The organism is Chryseobacterium defluvii, from assembly GCF_003634775.1.
Lineage (GTDB): Bacteria > Bacteroidota > Bacteroidia > Flavobacteriales > Weeksellaceae > Chryseobacterium > Chryseobacterium defluvii.
Map to the genome: position 1 here is coordinate 797754 of NZ_RBXB01000001.1, position 17793 is coordinate 815546.

Genomic DNA, 17793 nt, shown 5'->3' on the forward strand with positions numbered 1-17793 from the left:
TGATATTTAAATTAAACTATGACAACACAGGAATTTTTAGGAAAAGAAAATTATACGATACGGGCACAAACCGTTTCAGAAAGCTGCCCGTCAAATATTGCCCTGATCAAATATTGGGGTAAATATGATCATCAGATCCCTGCAAACCCGAGTATCAGTTATACACTGAACCACTGCAAAACCAATACAACAATAGAGTTTTTGGCGAATGAGCCATTTTCCGTGCAAACTTTTTTAGCAGGAAATGAGGAAATAAAGTTTGCCGAGAAAATTGAAAAATACTTCAGAAATATAGAGCAATACCTTCCGTGGATCTTAAAAGGAAAATATGTGATCCAAACGGAAAACACATTCCCGCACAGTTCAGGAATTGCCAGCTCTGCTTCAGGATTTGGAGCTATCGCCAAATGCCTCATGAAACTGGATGAGGATTTTTCAGGAAAATCATCCGAAGAAGAATCTTTACAGAAAGCCTCTTTTTTATCAAGATTGGGAAGCGGAAGCGCATGCAGGAGCCTGTACAACGGATTGGTGGTCTGGGGAAAATCTCATGAAGTGGAAGGAAGCTCAGATCTGTTTGCCGTAAAATATCCCGATTCTGAAATTCATGATGTTTTTAAGGATTTTAATGACTGGGTTCTATTGATTCATGAAGGGCAGAAAAGCGTTTCTTCAACCGTCGGGCATGGCTTAATGAAAACGAATCCTTATGCAGAAAGAAGGTTCCGGGAAGCCAGAGAGAATTTTGTTCCGATGAAAGCAATTCTTAAAAGTGGCGATTTGAAAGAATTTATCAAATTGGTGGAGCATGAGGCGCTTACTCTTCACGCTATGATGATGATGAGTGATCCTGCTTTTATTCTGATGAAAACAGGAACGCTGGAAGTAATCAATAAAATCTGGGATTTCAGGAAAGAAACCGGCTTGCCATTATTCTTTACTTTAGATGCCGGAGCAAACGTACACCTTCTGTTCCCGAACGATGGCTCTGAAGAAAAAATCAAAACCTTTATTGAAGCTGAATTATTACCACATACTCAGAAAAACGGAGTAGTGAAAGACGTAATGAAATTTTAAGATATTCTGGAACGGGCTTTAGCCCGTTCTTTTTTTAGTACTGAATATTAATCCTCAGTAGCTATCACATCACGGTCTCCGTCTTCTTCTTTTCCTTCCTGGATCATTTCTTCTGCTTCTGCTTTTTCTTCAGAAGTGGCTGTTTCCACTCTTTCTTCCTGTGCATCATTGTGATGATCGATGAAAAACTCACAATATACCGGAAGGTGATCAGATCCGAAATTTTCTAAGGTTTTAAGCTGATTGATGAAAATATCCTCACTATGAAACATCAGATCGATCGGAAATCTCAATAAACGATATTTAGCGTGGAAGGTAGAAACAAATGAATGCCCGATTCTGGGATCAATTAAATGACTCACCTTTCTGAATAAAACGGAAGATTTTGACCAAGCGACATTATTAAAATCACCCACTACAATCACTGGCTTATGGATTTCTTTTACCCGTTTTGCAGCACTCAGCAGATCACCGTCCCTTTCTTTTGAAGTTTCTTCTTCCGTAGGACTTGGGGGCGGTGGATGGACTCCGAAAAAAACAAAGGAAAAGCCGTCGTTGGTTCTCAGGTGCACTTCAATGCTTGGAATATCATCGGCCACAAAATAATGTGTTTTCGCTTCCTGAATCTCAATTTTAGAATAAAAATGCATGCCATAAGTGTTTTCCAGGGTCACTTTATGCTGATAAGGATATTCTTTTTCTAAAGTACACAATGCCATTTCCCAGTCACTGTTGCTTTCCATGGTCAGAAACATTTCCGGGTGATATTTTTCTATCAGCTTAATGAACCTTTCATACTCTTTATTGAATTGATATACATTGGCGGAAATAAAATGGATGTGTTCAGAAGATTGATGCTTTTGGGTATGTTTCTTCACAGGATAAAGAGGGGTGTATTTAATAAGGGTAACCCCATGATGAACAAACATTATCATTAAAAGCCCCTGATAATACCACAGGTTTTCCGGGGCATCAATTAAAAAGCCGAGAATCAATGTGATCAGAATAAAATAAGTGATCTGTATCTTCCCGAATTCGGGTACCCGGAATACCCAGTGCGAATGCTGTATTTTAGGCAATACCGTCAAAAGCAGTAACAATACGGTGAGGAATAAATAAATGGTCCACATATTTTGTAATCTAGCAGATAAAAATAAATGAATTCTGTAAAAATGCAATTATTTATCTTTAAACTTTATTAAATTTATAGGAGTGTCAATCAAATTTTCCCTATTTTTATCTATCAGATAATTCAATATATGAATAAAGTAACCTTACTTCTACTATTGTGCAGTGCCTTCTGCTTTGGGCAGCAAACTCCAAACCAGGAGGTGGAAAAGCCCATCAGGAATCTTTTTCTGGCCATGAAAAATGCAGATCCGGAACTTTTGAAAACAGTTTTTGCAGAAAATGCCATTTTCCAGACTATTACGAAAGAGGGAGCCGTGAAGACCGATAATGTACAGGATTTTATTGCTACCATTTCCAAAGTTTCCAAAAATGATCTGGATGAAAGAATAACGATAGAAGCTGTTCATACCGACGGAAATCTGGCAAGTGTTTTTACCCCTTACCAATTTTATTATAAGGGAAAATTTCTGCATTGCGGAGCCAACAGCTTTCAATTGGTGAAGCAGAATAATGAATGGAAAATTCAGTATTTAATTGATACAAGAAGAAAGGACAATTGCGGAGAAACAAAATAGAAATGAAAATTCATCATATAGCGATCATCTGTTCAGATTATCAGATTTCAAAAAAATTCTATACGGAAATTTTAGGATTGAATATCATCCGCGAAGTGTATCGTGCGGAAAGAAAATCTTACAAGCTGGATCTGGCCATAGGGGATCATTACATCATTGAATTATTCTCATTTCCTGATCCTCCCCAAAGACCGTCACATCCGGAAGCCTGCGGTTTAAGGCATCTTGCTTTTTCTGTGGATAATATAAAAGGTAAAAGGCAGGAATTATTGGAAAAAGGCCTGCATTGTGAGGAAATCAGGATTGATGAATTTACCGGAAAAGAATTTTTCTTTACCCAGGACCCCGATCAGTTGCCATTAGAGTTTTATGCAGTATAAATTAAAATTAATGAGCATATCCGGTAAAGAAGCTGATCGCCATAATGATCAAGACGATAGACGAAATGATGACATAAGTATAATCCCTCTCTTTCAGATAACCGATTAAGGCAAATATAATTCTCATCAGCGGGGTGAAAATTAATAAAAGGATCCCCAGCTGGATAATGGCCATACCTTCTCCTTTGCATAAAGAATTCCAGAAATGTCCCCATACTTTTTCTGAAGAGTTGCCTATATCAAAGGCTGAATAGTTTTTAGGCATCTTAAAGCCTTCCAGGAAAAGCTTGATGAATCCGATCAGTGAAGTGATCACAGATAAAATGACACCTAATCTTAAGAGGTTTCCAACGGAACGGTTCAGGTCAATATCAGTGAAGTTCTTTCTCATCTGAAGCTTTGGTTTATTCCGTTATACATCATATATACCGATAAAATGGTAATCACAATCGCAAAGAATGTTTTCAGCTTTTTGGTTTTGGAAACCATTAATGTTTTGGATCCTATAAAACTTCCTACAACAACACCAATCAGTACCGGAGCAACAATTACCGGAATGATCTCTCCTCTCTGAAAATAGATCAGTGCGCCCGCAACAGCCGTTACCCCAATCATGAAATTACTCGTCGTCGTAGAAACTTTGAATGGCAGCTTCATCATATTATCCATTGCAAGAACTTTCAAAGCACCGGAACCAATTCCCAAGAGTCCGGACATGGCTCCTGCAAACATCATCATAAAAAATCCGGGAATCGTATTTCTTGCAGAATATTTTTTAATGATGCCTCCTTTATCCGGAAAGGTACCATATAATTTAAGTTTTTCTTCCAGACTTCCCTGGATCAAAGGTTCCTGATGGTCTGGTTTTCCTTTAAGATTTAAAATAACAGTCAGAAGCAGGATGCTTGCAAAAATAATCCCGATAGTATTGGGATTCAGCATTCCTGAAACCAATGCACCCACAATAGCACCTGCCGTGGTGGCGATTTCCAGAAACATTCCGATCCTCATATTGGTAAACCCTTCCTTTACAAATGCAACGGCAGCACCGGATGAGGTACCGATCACGGAAATTAATGAGGCTCCGATCGCATAATGCATAGGAACACCATAGCCTAATGTTAATAATGGAATAATGATAACTCCTCCTCCCAAACCTGTAAGCGAACCTAAAAGTCCGGCCGAAATTGCTCCGAGAAAGAGAATGATGATTTCTGACATGTTACAAATATAAAACTATTTGACGTTCTCTGCCAAACTTTAAAAAAAGATAATTTTAACGTATTTTTGTGGACATAAAAAGTAATATGAAATTATTCTATATTATTCTGGGTGCAACCCCAAAAGGAAGGAATATTGAGCAGCATGACGTGTTTTTCGGAATCGCTGAAAACCTGAAGGAACTGGTTCCGCATATGAAGGATTTCTGGAAAGAAGCGGATGGGAAAATTCATATCGACTGTTATCAGGAAGTGAGGTTTGCAGATGGTTATGAAGTGAAAATTGTTGAAAAATCTACCAATATTACGTCTGCAGACCAGTTGTATTTTATCAATCTCGGAGGCTATAAAAAAGGATATTTTGAAGAATTTCATGAGCAGCATCTGATGGTGGGAAGTTCGATGGGAGAGGTAGTGAAAAGAGTAAAAGAAACTGAATTTTACAAAACGATGGGATTCGAAAATGCAGTCAGCCATATCGATGATAAACATGGAGTGGATATTGACGATATTTTCAATGTGAATGATATCCTGCCACAGGCCATGAAAGAGAAATATTCTATTATCCTTGAGAAATCCGATGCAGAAAATAAGGAAAACCCAATAGGATTGGGATATCTGAAAATAGATAAAATTTAAAATAAATCCAGGAAATAAAAATGAAAATAGGAATTTTAGGAGGCGGACAGCTGGGAAGAATGCTGATACAGAGCGCATTAAAATATGATGATCAGTTTTATACACTCGACCCCGCTTCTGATGCACCATGCCACAACATCTCCTACTTTACGCAAGGGAATTTTAATGATTATGAAACGGTTCTGAATTTCGGTAAGGACAAAGATGTTGTCACGATAGAAATTGAGCATGTGAATGCAGATGCCTTGGCTGAACTGGAAAGTCAGGGTATAAAAATAGTTCCGAATCCTCATATTATCAAGACGATTCAACAGAAGATTCTTCAGAAAGAATTTTATAAGATCCATGATATACCGAGCCCGGAATTCCAGATTATCTGGAACAGTGACGAGAAGATCATTATGCCGCTTCCTTTTGTTCAGAAAATGAATACAGGAGGATATGACGGAAAAGGTGTCCAGGTGATCCGGACGGAAGAAGATTATCAACATCTATGGACGGAACCATCCGTTATTGAAAGCCTGGTGGATATTGATAAAGAGCTTTCCGTTATTGTAGCCCGAAACGAAAGCGGAGAAACCAAAACGTTCCCGGTTACCGAAATGGTAGCCGATCCGAAATTAAACCTTTTGGATTTCAATATTTGTCCGGTTTTCCTCTCAGAAGATATTCAGAGGCAAATTGATTCCATCACGGAAAAATTCCTGAATGCCATTCATTCTCCCGGACTTTTTGCTATTGAATTATTCCTGGATAAAAAAGGTAAAGTGTGGGTCAACGAAACGGCTCCCAGATTACATAATTCCGGCCACCAAAGCCAGGAAGGAAATGCCAATTCCCAGTTTGAGCAGATGTACAGGGTGATAAAAAACCTTCCTTTGGCAGATACGGATATTATAACATACAGTGGAATGCTGAATCTGGTAGGAGCAGAAGGATATGCGGGAAAAGTAATTTATGAAGGAATGGATGAGGTTCTAAAACTTCCTAAAACATATATTCATTTGTATGGCAAAACGGAAACCAAACCGGGCAGGAAAATGGGACACATCAATGTACTCGCAGATTCCAGGGAAGAGCTGATGGAAAAGCTGATAAAAGTAAAAGAAATGGTGAGAGTGATCGCTGAATAATAAACAAAAGACTGTTGGAAAACAGTCTTTTGTTTTTATCGGTTATATTATTCAACCCTTTGCTTTTTAAACATTTCAGGGTTATAGTTAATAATAAATATTCCCAGAATGATTAATATGGCAGCAAGGATGAATTTAAAAGAAATGTGTTCATCCAGAATCAGCCAGCTTAAAAATATAGAGATTATGGTATTGATATACGCCAAAATAGAAACCTGTACGGGAGAGACCTTGGTTAGCGCATAATGATAAGCAAAAAAAGCTGCAACAGATCCGAAAACAGCAAGATAGAGCGTCGCAGAAATACTTCTTATACTCCAGTTTCCGAAATTGTAATTTTCCGAAAAAAGAAAAGCAAAAATGATCTGCACAATTCCGGCAAAAGCAAACTGGTAAAACAGATTTAAGGAAATATTTCCGCTTTGAAGGTTCAGCTTCTTGGTATAAAGTGTTCCGGATGCCCATCCGACGATTGCTATGAAAAGATAAAAGATTCCCATGGCATAATCCGGGTTTTTCAGATCATGGATGCCATCCCAGAAAATAAAGAGGATGCCGCTGAAGCACATCAGAACTCCCACCAAAGCCTTAAAACTGAACTTTTGTAAGCCCAGAGCCACACTTCCCAAAAATATCATGATAGGAGAGCAGGCGCTTATCAGAGAAGTCAGACTGCTCGTAACGGTCTCTTCAGCTACTGTGGTCATTCCATTGGCTATGATCAGCATTAATAAGGAAAAAATGATCTGATATCCTAAATTTCGCCAGCCAATCCATTGAAATTGTCCTCGGTAGATCAGAACGATAAACATAATGACAGCAGCAAGGAACTGACGGATTCCGGCTACAAACCATGCAGGAATTGTTTCTACTGCAATACGGATAGAAAGAAATGTGGTTCCCCAGACGATAGCTACAGTGAGTATGGCGAAAGTAAGTTTATAATCTTTCAAAATATAGATGAAATGGAGGTACAAAGATATTTAATCTTTACTGAAAAGAGATACGAAGTCTATTTATAAAAACTATAGTTTAAAATTATAATGAATTTGCGGCATAAAAAAAGAGTACATGATGTACTCTCTTGTATTTAAGGCTCGAATCCGCCACAGGTATCATAAGCTACGCAGACCCATTTGCCGTTTCTGAAACAAAGCTGGCCCCCTGTACAATTGATACCCCCTACGATTTTTTTTAACTCGTCCTTTTGAAGTTTTTTCAAATTTTTCATTGTTTTGATTTTTTATGTTGGCATAACAAATGTTGTAAAAAAAACGGAGAAATCAACAAATTTAACACAGTTTAACTCACACTGCGGTTGAGGTATTTGCTCATTACAGATTCATAGGCTGGTACAAAAGTCCGTTTTCAAAAAAGACTTTAATTTTTTATCTTTGAGCATCTAATATATAGTAAAATGGTAGGAATTATTATGGGAAGTCAGAGCGACTTACCGATTATGGAACAGGCGGCCGGATTTTTAAAAAGCTTACAGATCCCGTACGAGCTTACGGTAGTTTCCGCACACAGAACACCGGAAAGAATGTTTGATTATGCCAAAACGGCTCAGGAAAGGGGCTTAAAAGTAATTATTGCCGGAGCGGGCGGAGCAGCACATCTTCCGGGAATGGTAGCCAGCTGTACCACATTGCCTGTAATAGGTGTTCCGATCTTGTCTAGTAATTCCATTGACGGCTGGGATTCCGTACTTTCCATTCTTCAGATGCCGGGGGGAATTCCGGTAGCTACTGTCGCTTTGAATGGTGCTTTAAATGCAGGGATTTTGGCCGCAAAAATCTTAGGCAGTGGAGATCAGAGCATTGCAGAAAAACTTCAAAAATATCAGGATTCTTTAAAAGATAAAGTATTGGGAACGGTAGATGATATTAAGGCACAGCATCCTAATCAGTATGATCAATAAACAAAACGCTTCGGATTTCGAAGCGTTTTTTATTTTATAGGAAAATCAAAAAGTTCTTTGATGTCTATTTCTAATGCTTTAGAAATCACATAGATCGTACTTATTGTTGTATTAACTTCTCCTCTTTCTATTCTTCCAATTTGAGATATGGGAATGTCAGAAGAATTGGCTAATTCTTCTTGCGATATTTTTTTTTCTGCTCTTAATTTTTTTAGATTATCTCCAAAAGCTCTTATGAAATCAGGATTTCTTACATTGTTCACAAAGCAAAGTTGAGCCTTGATGTAAGAAAAAATAAACTCATATGTGCGCTATTTATTTTTTTTATTATATATTTGGCAAAAATATTTTCCCATATTTGGGAGATAAAAAAAAATTTATATTTTTAACAACGAAAAACACAAACTTATGAGAAAAAATTATCTCAGGCTATTCCTGTTAATAGCCTTCCTGTTTACCGTGTATTCCTGTGTACACGATGAAGTATATTCCGCTGAAAATGCTGCAACGGTGGAATATCATTCCAAAAGCCTCTGGAAAGAGGATGAAAAATACATTAAAAACATCATCAAAATCTACTCTGAGCATGAATCTGAAATAAAAAGGGTAAACGGAGTGCCTCAATGGGATTATGCCATGAGCATGGGAAAGTATGATGAAACTTTTATGGTGGTTCCCATTGTAGAAAACAACAAGGTAGTAAGTACACTCTCCTGTGCAAGGTTTGATAAGAAAGTATATTTCAAATATGAAAATTCAGAAAAAAACAATGAATTTTTCAACAGCATTATTTTTGGGAAATATACTCAGGTGAAACCTGCGCAGAAACCAGAAAATGATAACACCAGTACCCAAAAAGGCAGCATCTGTGTAACACAAAGCGTATCTTTATGGTACCCGAACAGTGAGACTGATCCTAATTCAGGAGGACACTGGGAGACTAACTACTACACGAATTGCTATTCTTACCTGGATTATTCTGACCCTAGCTGGGAAAGCGGAGGCAGTGGCGGTTTTGATTATGGTGGCGGTGGCGGAAGCACTACCGATCCTAATAATCCTCAGAATCTTACTCCTTGTGAAAAAACAAAATCAAACCTTAACAAACCGAATGTACAGCAAGGAATAAGTGATGTGAAGGATCAGGCCAAGAAAACGCTTTCTGACATTAATGCCGGAGAGATTGGCTTTAAAGAGAAAAAAGATGGCACCATAGTCCCTGCAGATGTTAATGCAAGCCACAAAGTAGTTTTTAATAATGTAACTGATGGCTATGGAGCCTATCATAACCATACTGCAACTGGAACCCATATGTTTTCGCCGCCGGATATCGCAGATACCTTATTTGGATTTGCCGCAGCACAAAGCGCACAAGACGGGGTGGGAAATGCCTATTTTGGTATGATTGCTGCAGAATGGTGTAATTGCCCTCCTGATAATGTACAATATATACACTATGTAATAAATTATGCGGGAACTGGTACGGAATTGGGAAGTTATGTTTATACGCCTACACAAATGAATAAGTTTGTAACAGATTATCAAAAGCTTGTAAGTAATTTAACAAATAAATCTAAGAACGGGTCAACATACATTAAAACTTCAGGAGACCTTAATGAAAAAGGATTGGAAAAATTATTTCTTGAAACATTAAAAATTATGAATTTAAGTGGAAAGGTAAATCTACAACGAGTAGAGCCCAATGGAACAGTTTATAATGTCGCTGAAGATATTAACGGTATGCCCGTTGGAACACCTTGTCCTTAATAATCAATTAAAAAAATAAATATGAATACAATAAAGACAAAAATTTTATTCGCATTAACATTATTTATAATCTTAATGTCTTGTAAAGCGCAAACTTTACCTCTAAATACTTCCTTTTTAGATATTCCAAATGGTGCTTACGTAAAAGACACTAATAATGAATTAAATCCTTATGTGGGAATCTACAAAACAAGCTTCAATGGTAATGAAGTTACTTTATTTATTACCAAACAAGAACACAAATTAGAAGAAAGTTCTCAAAAAAATTATTATATGGATGCTTTAGTAATAAAGTATATTGTAAAAAATTCCTCAGGAATTATTTTGCAAGATACTCAGAATAATAACCTTAATATTGCAGCTTTATACAGTATTGATATTGATTCTGTTGAAAATACTATAAATTTTGTTTATACAGGAACAAATTGTAATGTTGGCTTTGGAGGAATTAAATTAAAAAAGATTAACCCAACACAGATTTCTTGGGAATATCGTCCTAATGATATAACTACAACAGCAGATAAATGCCCTCCAACTTTAGACACTACTATTTATCTTCCTGAGACAAAGGATTTAATTTTTACTAAGCAATAATATAATGCCTCTTCAGAGGCTTTTACCAAATGATGAAAAATAAATTAAAATTGCTATTTACATTAGTATTAACTATGAGTTTAGTATCTTGTAAAGCGCAAACTTTACCTCTTAATACAGCTTTTTCGACTATTCCTAATGGAGCTTACCTTAAAGATACTAATAACGAATTAGCTCCATATATAGGTACTTATAAAGCTAATTTTAATGGGAATGAAATTACTTTATATATTACCAAACAAGAAAATAAATTAGAAGAAAGTTCCCATAAAAATTATTATATGGATGCCTTAATTGTAAAATATATTGTGAAAAATTCATCAGGTACTATTTTACAGGACACTCAAAATAATAATACATATAATATTAAACTATATAGCATCAGTACAAGGACTGCTCAAAACGCGGTGAATCTTGCTTATAGTGGAACGAACTGTAATGTTGGTTGGGGGAAAGTTATACTTAAAAAAATTAATTCAAATCAAATTTCTTGGGAATACAAACCCAATGATATTACGACAACAGCAGATAAATGTCCTCCTACTTTAGACACAACAATTTATCTTCCCGAGACAAAGGATTTAATTTTTACAAAACAATAATACAAAGCCTCTCCGGAGGCTTTTTCAAATGATGAAATATGAGACAAATATTATTTATTTTGACTTTTTTATCTGCTTATTTTAATTCTCAGGTTATAAAAGATTCTGTTCTGGGAAAACCAAAATATGTAAAAGAATATGTGATTTTTCTGAATGATTCGGGACCCTTTACTTTTATGAAAGGTGATGATGAGTATGGTCATGCTACCATAATGAAGCCAAAGAATTTGAGAGAAAGTATGTCGGGTACATGGTTTGGATCAGATTTTTGCAGATACATCAATAATGAGACTTATTATGACAAAAACCGAAATATTACAAAAGAAACATGGTATTACAGATCGGGTGAAATTGTTGATGATTATACTTATACATACGATAGTCTGGGGAGACTAATAAATGAAAGGTCTACTGATAAATATTCTACAACCAACAAGAAGAATATTTATAAGGGCCCAAGTAAAAAAATAAAATTTATAGAATATCGCTCAAAATGGGAAAATGAACCTGCTAAAATCTATTTTGGGAATCGTGAATTTTATGGCCCATTCTTAGAAACAAAATTTGATACTTTATCAAAAACCGATAGTATTTTTGCTGTAACCGATTTCATATGGAAAAAGGTTGGAGAAAATTCTTTTCAAGAAGGAAAAGATTCAATTTTCCGTAAAAAACTTTGTCAGGTTAATTTTTATGACAACGAGTTTCAAATTAAAGAATCAAAATTCTTCGATTACAAAATTGATCGTTATAACAAAAAACTTTTCCAAAGTGGATATATGAAATACGAACGCGACTCATTAGGAAGAATTAAAAAAGAAACACAAATTCAGGATGACAAATATCATTATTTTGTATTAGAGAAAGACGGAAAATATCGTGAAGAAATAAAAGATGGAGGTTATGCAAGTACATCATCAATAATTTATGAATATTATAATGACGGAAACCTTAAAACAAAAACACATTTTTATCAGGGAAATATTTCAAATCAAATTCAGTTTGTATATAAACATAATCAAATAGAAAAACTTTTTTATTTAGACACTTGGGGGAAAAATAAAGAAGATTTAAAACCGACTGAGGTCATATTCAAATACAAATTTGATAAGCAAAGAAATTGGACAGAAATTATAAAAAATGTAAATGGAAAGGATTTGTATAAATGGATTAGAAAAATAGAATACTGGGAAAAATAAAACCTCCGGTTGGAGGTTTCGCTTCATAGCAATAAAAAACGCCCCGGATTCGGAGCGTTTTTTTATTTTATTAAGATCAAAAAATATTAGTATCTGTAATATTCAGGTTTGAATGGCCCGTCCACTGTTACACCAATATATTTAGCTTGTTCTTCAGTCAGTGTTTCAAGTTCAACACCTAATTTCTTAAGGTGAAGAGCTGCTACTTTTTCATCCAGATGCTTAGGTAAAGTATACACTTTATTTTCGTATTTATCTGAATGCTTCCAAAGTTCGATCTGAGCCAATGTCTGGTTAGAGAAAGAGTTAGACATTACGAAACTTGGATGTCCTGTTGCACATCCTAAGTTGACCAATCTACCTTCTGCCAAAATGATGATCTCGTTTCCGTCCACGTTGTAAACATCAACCTGTGGTTTTACTTCGTATTTTGTAGAACCATAGTTTTCGTTTAACCAGGCCATATCGATTTCATTATCAAAGTGTCCGATGTTACAAACGATCGTTTTATCCTTCATTTTCTTGAAATGAGAACCTTGTACAATATTGAAGTTTCCGGTTGTTGTAATAATGATATCTGCATTTTCGATAACAGTATCCAGTTTTTTAACTTCGTATCCTTCCATTGCCGCCTGTAGCGCACAGATCGGGTCAATTTCTGTAACCGTAACAATAGAACCGGCTCCTCTGAATGAAGCGGCTGTACCTTTACCTACATCTCCGAATCCGCAAACAATTACTCTCTTACCGGCTAACATTACGTCTGTAGCTCTTCTGATCGCATCTACCGCAGATTCTCTACATCCGTATTTATTATCGAATTTAGATTTCGTTACAGAGTCGTTTACGTTGATAGCAGGCATTACTAAAGTACCGTTCTGCATTCTTTCGTATAATCTGTGTACTCCTGTAGTAGTTTCTTCAGAAAGACCTTTGATCTCTTTGGTTAATTCCGGGTATTTATCGAAAACCATATTCGTTAAATCCCCACCGTCATCAAGGATCATATTCAATGGTTTTCTGTCTTCACCAAAGAATAAAGTCTGTTCAATACACCAATCGAATTCCTCAGCGTTCATACCTTTCCAAGCATAAACCGGGATTCCCGCAGCCGCAATAGCAGCAGCAGCATGATCCTGTGTAGAGAAAATATTACAAGAAGACCAGGTAACTTCAGCCCCTAAAGCTACTAATGTCTCGATAAGCACAGCAGTTTGGATCGTCATGTGAAGACATCCTGCGATTCTTGCTCCTTTAAGAGGCTGTTCAGCTCCGTATTCTTCACGGATTGCCATTAAACCAGGCATTTCAGCTTCAGCAAGAGTGATTTCTTTTCTTCCCCATTCTGCCAGGGAAATATCCTTTACTTTATAAGGAACGTATTGGGTTGTTGTTTCCATCTATCTGAAAAATTTTTCGCAAATTTACAAACTAAAATCCTGCTGACCAAAAATATGCCCCTTTATCGAGATTTTTCGGATGACAACGCCACCATTCTTGTATGGAAGTATGATGAGAATGAAGAATTGGATATTAATGAGCTTTTAGAGCCTGAAAATGTAGAAAAGGTAAGAGATTATCATCCTAAAAAGTTGTTGGAAGTATTAATGGTCCGAAAGCTTTTGAAAGGCCTGAAACCGGATTCTAAAATTTTATATAAGGAAAGAGAGCCTTTTTTGTCTCCTAAAGATGCGGAAATATCCATTACCCATTCTTTTCCTTTTGCAGCCATAGCGATTTCCAACAATAAAATAGGGATTGATATTGAAAAGTTCAACCCCAAAATATTAAGAGTGATCGATAAGTTCACTTATGAAAGCGAAAGAGGGTTCATTCCTGAAGATAAAGCAGATACTTTCTATACCATTATCTGGAGTGTAAAAGAGAGTATGTACAAAATCCATCATTCCAAATACTGGTCTTTAAAAAAGAATTATGAAGTAAAGCCCTTTGAGCTGAAACATCTCCATCATATCCGCTGCAGGGTATACGACGATCAATTTTCAGATGAGTTTAAAGCGAGAGTGGAATTTTTTGATGAATACTGCTTTACGATTGTGGAGGAGTAGCCTCAGATTCGTTTCTGTATTTTTCAATTACTTTTCTTTGCTCTTTTGCGACATCGTAAATAAGTTCCAGGATATCGTGAATATTTTTCAGTTCCGTAAGATGAGAAATCTTATCAGGATCTCTTCTGTCTACAATTTCATTTTCCTCAATTTCTGTTTTTCTTTTCAGGAGAAGGTCTTCAATGGAAGAATCTTCCGGTTCCAGCCGGCTTTCCATTTTTAAGGTTTCATTGATTTTTTCTCCTTCTAAGAGTTTGGACACCTGCATCATTTCGGCTTCAATTTTTCTATCCCAGCCTTCAAAATCAATTTCAGGGAATTTTTTATTATCCTGTGAGTATTGAGAGAAAGATGCGGTATAAGCAGTAATAAGATGTGAAGTTGCTACAAATTGGTGTACAACTTCCAGTTTTTTCTGTTGGTTTTTAGGTTCAGAAATCATTCTCTGAAAATTATCCGAAAGATTGGCCAAAGCTATGATTGCATTTTTACGTTTTACTTTGTAATCTTCGATATCTGTATTTTCTTTCATGAACTTGGCAATCACACTCTGGAAATAAACCAGGTTACATTCTGCTGATTTTTTCATGAGATCCAGATTTTGTGTATGCTCCCATACCGGCAATACAATATAGGAAACCAGAAAAGCAATAATTCCCGCAATTATTGTATCAACAATTCTATCCCTGAAAATAACATTTACATTTCCCGGACTGAGAAAGTTGAAGCTCAGGAAGACATAAATAGTCATGAAAAGAACTGCCCAGAAATATTTTCCTTTCAGCAAACTGAAACATAAAATCATACTCAGCAGCAGGATCGTAAATAAAATCCCATTGATATGGATGAAATGCAAAATACCATATGCGATTAAAGCGCCGGCGATCGTTCCATATAAACGGAGGAGATTTCTTTGTTTGGTGATAGAGTAGGCGGGCTTTAAAATAGCGGTGATCGTAATCAAGATCCAGTAGGTGTGTCCGATCCCTAAAAGCTGAAACAATGAAAACAGATAGCCGATGAATAAAGCGGTAGTAATTCTTATAGCATGCCTGAAATGGGATGATGATAAAGAAATATTATTTCTTAATACCTTAAAATTCAGTTTTTCTTCATTCGGCATAAACTTTTTAAGGTCCAATCCTGTGGAAAGACTTTTGGCCAGCTTTACATCTTGAGAAAAAACTTTGTAGATCTCATTGATTTCCTTGGTAATTTCATTGATACGCATTAAGATCTGGCGGAGAATCATGAAGTTTTCCAGGTTATCAGAAGACAGTTGCTTATTTCTAAGCTCGAAATAATTATAATTAAGATTTTTAAGTTCAAGCTCCAGATTGAACATGGGCTTTGCCCGGGTACCACTTTGGAGAGCGATGCCGATATTGGTGATTTCTTCTGAAAGCAGATTAAGGTAATCATGAATGTTAACCAAAATCATACTGTCTTCAAAACTTTGCTGAAGTTTCTGGTAATCACTTTCGGAAGTCATTAATTTTTCATGGAGATCCATTGAGTTCAAGAACATCAGCATCAGCAAACGGCTGGTTGTTGTAGACTCATTAACGATGGTTCTTGTCTTGAAAACGGTTTCGCGGGTCTCCTCCTGAAGGTTTTTAATGCCTATCTGCTTGGCGATAACCTGTGAGGTGAGTTTATCAAAGTCGGGGTTCTTCTGATAATAATTGGCTTTAATCTTTAAAAATTCGGCTAATTGAAGATAATTTTCCCCAATCATCTGGCTGGCCAGTTTATAGGGCTGGATTGTCGTTACAATGAGGAATACCAATAAAAACCATATACATCCCGAAGTAAAAATCAAAAGGCTTTTGAAGATATTACTTCCTGTAAGATGCCCATCAATGAAAATTGCCAGAACGACTAAAGATAAGGACCCTACTGCGGCCAATCGTTGCCCGTAAACACCAATCAGGGAAAAGAACATTCCGAATACAATAATCTCGAGCAGGACAAGAATTTTAAAATTCATCACGAGACTGGCAATCAGAGCTACGAGAACAAAACAGAAAATAGCAAACGTTAATGCGTTTCTCCTCCGGATGAAAGGTCCCGGTTGGTCGGTAAGGGCAACGAAGCTGGTCCCGAGAGGAAAAAGAAAATACTCCTTTAGAATTCCGAAGTGAGCGAGAACTAAGCAGGGCAGAACGGTTGCCAATGTAATCCTGATAGCAGAATATACATATTGGCTGGTGACAAATTTTTTAAGTTCTGCTGAATAATTCATACTACAAAAATACTTATTGGAAATAAAAAAAGCCTCATAAAAATGAGACTTTTCTAAACTTTTATATTATGTTTTTTTAATAATCCACGTTAGACGTTTCATCTCCAATGTTCCATGTCAATCCGAAACGAAGGGTGTTATCCAAAGCAGTATTAATTTTAGACATATTAATCAGGTAAGAAACATCAAGCCCGAAAGAACGGTACTTCAATCCGATACCTGCCGTAGCAAATTGTCTTGCTCCCTGTTCTTCACTTTCGTGGAAATAACCGCCTCTTACAGCAAAAGCATTGTCATAAGAATACTCAAGACCTGCACTGTACATGATGCTGTTCTTATTTTTGAAAGATTTTCCGATACCTTCCATTACCCCTACATTAGGAATTTCATAGATAGGCTGTCTTGTATTGGGATCCATTCCTACAAATTCTGACCCAGGAACTAAGATTTTAGAACCTTCAATACTTAAACCTACTTTATTCACATCATCCAGGTACATGTCATAACCAACCCCTAATCTTGCCATTGTCGGAAGATAAGATCTTGATTCTTCATTTCCTGTATAATCTAATTTAGGACCTAAATTCTGAATAGCAAAACCTGCATTTAGTTTTCCGTCATATCCACCGAAACTTGAAAATCTTGGTGAAGTATAGTATCCTGAAACATCTACTGCAAAAGAGTTTGCTGGTTTAATGGTATTGTCTGTATTGAAACTTCCACCTAAGTCTGAACGGATGAACCTACCTGTTACAGCCATGGAATAAGAATCAGAAAGCTTCAAACCATAAGCAACATCAATGGAGAATTCATTTGGTTTTGATGTACCCATAGGAGCCACTTCATTCCCTACCAACTGTGTTAAGTCTACTTCTCCCATATTGAAGTAATAAATACTTGCGGAAATCGTAGATCTTTCTTCCTGGCCTAAAAATTTATGGAATGCACCATATAGTAAAAATACATCATTGGTAAGTTTTCCCATATAAGGCGTATAATTTACCCCTACGGAAGAACTTGTTCTGCTAAAAGGATATTTCGCTGCGTTCCAGAATTGGGAAAATGCATCCGGCGATGTAACTACACCTTGATCACCCATACCTCCCGATCTTGCGTCCGGTGCAATTCTTAGGAACGGAGCTCCGGTTAACACTGGATTTACTTTACTTAAATCTTGCGAATAGCCTAAAAAACCAGCACTTAAACCAAATCCTAATAACAGTTTAGTAGTTAAATTCATA

Annotated in this window: 20 protein-coding genes; 11 read left to right on the top strand and 9 right to left on the bottom strand. The window is 36.4% G+C overall.

What is annotated here, in order from left to right; genetic code table 11:
* The first annotated feature begins 18 nt into the window (after positions 1-18).
* Complete coding sequence (locus tag BCF58_RS03830) at positions 19-1077, top strand: diphosphomevalonate/mevalonate 3,5-bisphosphate decarboxylase family protein (protein WP_121460458.1); 1059 nt, start codon at positions 19-21, stop codon at positions 1075-1077.
* A 47-nt stretch (positions 1078-1124) separates the two neighbouring features.
* Here BCF58_RS03830 and BCF58_RS03835 read toward each other — a convergent pair whose 3' ends face one another.
* Positions 1125-2207, bottom strand: coding sequence for an endonuclease/exonuclease/phosphatase family protein (locus BCF58_RS03835; RefSeq protein ID WP_121460459.1), 1083 nt, complete (start codon positions 2205-2207; stop codon positions 1125-1127).
* A 129-nt stretch (positions 2208-2336) separates the two neighbouring features.
* Here BCF58_RS03835 and BCF58_RS03840 point away from each other — a divergent pair, with 129 nt between their 5' ends.
* Together BCF58_RS03840 and gloA2 are read left to right on the top strand one after the other, a co-directional pair.
* A complete protein-coding gene (locus BCF58_RS03840) occupies positions 2337-2783 on the top strand; it encodes a nuclear transport factor 2 family protein (RefSeq protein WP_121460460.1) in 447 nt (148 codons plus the stop codon).
* 2 nt (positions 2784-2785) lie between these two features.
* Positions 2786-3163 carry an SMU1112c/YaeR family gloxylase I-like metalloprotein gene (gene gloA2 / locus BCF58_RS03845; RefSeq protein WP_121460461.1) on the top strand — a complete coding sequence of 126 codons (378 nt, stop codon included), beginning with the start codon at positions 2786-2788 and terminating at the stop codon, positions 3161-3163.
* Between the two features lie 7 nt (positions 3164-3170).
* On the opposite strand, the gene BCF58_RS03850 is transcribed toward gloA2, so the two are convergent.
* Together BCF58_RS03850 and BCF58_RS03855 are read right to left on the bottom strand one after the other, a co-directional pair.
* Entirely contained in the window at positions 3171-3554 is a 384-nt protein-coding gene (locus tag BCF58_RS03850; RefSeq protein ID WP_121460462.1) for a DUF1634 domain-containing protein, read from the bottom strand.
* Positions 3551-4384 (bottom strand): sulfite exporter TauE/SafE family protein, encoded by an 834-nt coding sequence (locus BCF58_RS03855; RefSeq protein ID WP_121460463.1) that lies wholly within the window; start codon positions 4382-4384, stop codon positions 3551-3553. Before BCF58_RS03855 ends, BCF58_RS03850 begins: the two co-directional genes overlap by 4 nt.
* Positions 4385-4470: 86 nt before the next feature.
* On the opposite strand from BCF58_RS03855, the gene BCF58_RS03860 reads away from it, so the two are divergent.
* Positions 4471-5022, top strand: a complete 552-nt coding sequence (locus BCF58_RS03860; RefSeq protein ID WP_121460464.1) for a DUF1543 domain-containing protein — start codon at positions 4471-4473, stop codon at positions 5020-5022.
* Between the two features lie 20 nt (positions 5023-5042).
* Positions 5043-6155, top strand: coding sequence for a 5-(carboxyamino)imidazole ribonucleotide synthase (locus BCF58_RS03865; protein WP_121460465.1), 1113 nt, complete (start codon positions 5043-5045; stop codon positions 6153-6155).
* 47 nt (positions 6156-6202) lie between these two features.
* Here the strand turns inward: BCF58_RS03865 and BCF58_RS03870 are convergent, their stop codons facing one another.
* Positions 6203-7108 (bottom strand): DMT family transporter, encoded by a 906-nt coding sequence (locus tag BCF58_RS03870; protein WP_121460466.1) that lies wholly within the window; start codon positions 7106-7108, stop codon positions 6203-6205.
* Positions 7109-7245: 137 nt separating this feature from the next.
* Positions 7246-7386 (bottom strand): bacteriocin-like protein, encoded by a 141-nt coding sequence (locus tag BCF58_RS17340; protein WP_170148967.1) that lies wholly within the window; start codon positions 7384-7386, stop codon positions 7246-7248.
* A gap of 186 nt (positions 7387-7572) precedes the next feature.
* On the opposite strand from BCF58_RS17340, the gene purE reads away from it, so the two are divergent.
* A complete protein-coding gene (gene purE, locus BCF58_RS03875) occupies positions 7573-8076 on the top strand; it encodes a 5-(carboxyamino)imidazole ribonucleotide mutase (protein WP_121460467.1) in 504 nt (167 codons plus the stop codon).
* 29 nt (positions 8077-8105) lie between these two features.
* Here purE and BCF58_RS03880 read toward each other — a convergent pair whose 3' ends face one another.
* Positions 8106-8339: a helix-turn-helix domain-containing protein gene (locus BCF58_RS03880; protein ID WP_121460468.1), complete on the bottom strand. Its 234-nt coding sequence runs from the start codon at positions 8337-8339 to the stop codon at positions 8106-8108.
* Between the two features lie 145 nt (positions 8340-8484).
* Here BCF58_RS03880 and BCF58_RS03885 point away from each other — a divergent pair, with 145 nt between their 5' ends.
* The 4 genes from BCF58_RS03885 to BCF58_RS03900 all read left to right on the top strand — a co-directional run bounded on the left by BCF58_RS03885 (position 8485) and on the right by BCF58_RS03900 (position 12238).
* Positions 8485-9843 (top strand): hypothetical protein, encoded by a 1359-nt coding sequence (locus tag BCF58_RS03885; protein WP_121460469.1) that lies wholly within the window; start codon positions 8485-8487, stop codon positions 9841-9843.
* A gap of 21 nt (positions 9844-9864) precedes the next feature.
* Positions 9865-10437: a DUF6705 family protein gene (locus tag BCF58_RS03890; RefSeq protein WP_147462015.1), complete on the top strand. Its 573-nt coding sequence runs from the start codon at positions 9865-9867 to the stop codon at positions 10435-10437.
* Positions 10438-10469: 32 nt separating this feature from the next.
* Positions 10470-11039, top strand: a complete 570-nt coding sequence (locus tag BCF58_RS03895) for a DUF6705 family protein (RefSeq protein ID WP_170148968.1) — start codon at positions 10470-10472, stop codon at positions 11037-11039.
* A gap of 176 nt (positions 11040-11215) precedes the next feature.
* On the top strand, positions 11216-12238 hold the full coding sequence (locus tag BCF58_RS03900) for a hypothetical protein (RefSeq protein WP_147462016.1): 1023 nt from the start codon (positions 11216-11218) through the stop codon (positions 12236-12238).
* 86 nt (positions 12239-12324) lie between these two features.
* Here the strand turns inward: BCF58_RS03900 and ahcY are convergent, their stop codons facing one another.
* Positions 12325-13638 (bottom strand): adenosylhomocysteinase, encoded by a 1314-nt coding sequence (gene ahcY / locus BCF58_RS03905; protein WP_121460473.1) that lies wholly within the window; start codon positions 13636-13638, stop codon positions 12325-12327.
* A gap of 54 nt (positions 13639-13692) precedes the next feature.
* On the opposite strand from ahcY, the gene BCF58_RS03910 reads away from it, so the two are divergent.
* On the top strand, positions 13693-14307 hold the full coding sequence (locus tag BCF58_RS03910; RefSeq protein ID WP_121460474.1) for a 4'-phosphopantetheinyl transferase family protein: 615 nt from the start codon (positions 13693-13695) through the stop codon (positions 14305-14307).
* On the opposite strand, the gene BCF58_RS03915 is transcribed toward BCF58_RS03910, so the two are convergent.
* Both BCF58_RS03915 and porV read right to left on the bottom strand, forming a co-directional pair.
* Entirely contained in the window at positions 14288-16552 is a 2265-nt protein-coding gene (locus BCF58_RS03915; RefSeq protein WP_121460475.1) for an FUSC family protein, read from the bottom strand. The two genes, BCF58_RS03910 and BCF58_RS03915, sit on opposite strands and share 20 nt — an antisense overlap.
* 76 nt (positions 16553-16628) lie before the next feature.
* The gene (porV, locus tag BCF58_RS03920) at positions 16629-17792 is read right to left on the bottom strand and encodes a type IX secretion system outer membrane channel protein PorV (RefSeq protein ID WP_121460476.1); all 1164 of its coding nucleotides are present in this window, start codon (positions 17790-17792) and stop codon (positions 16629-16631) included.
* Position 17793 lies beyond the last annotated feature (1 nt).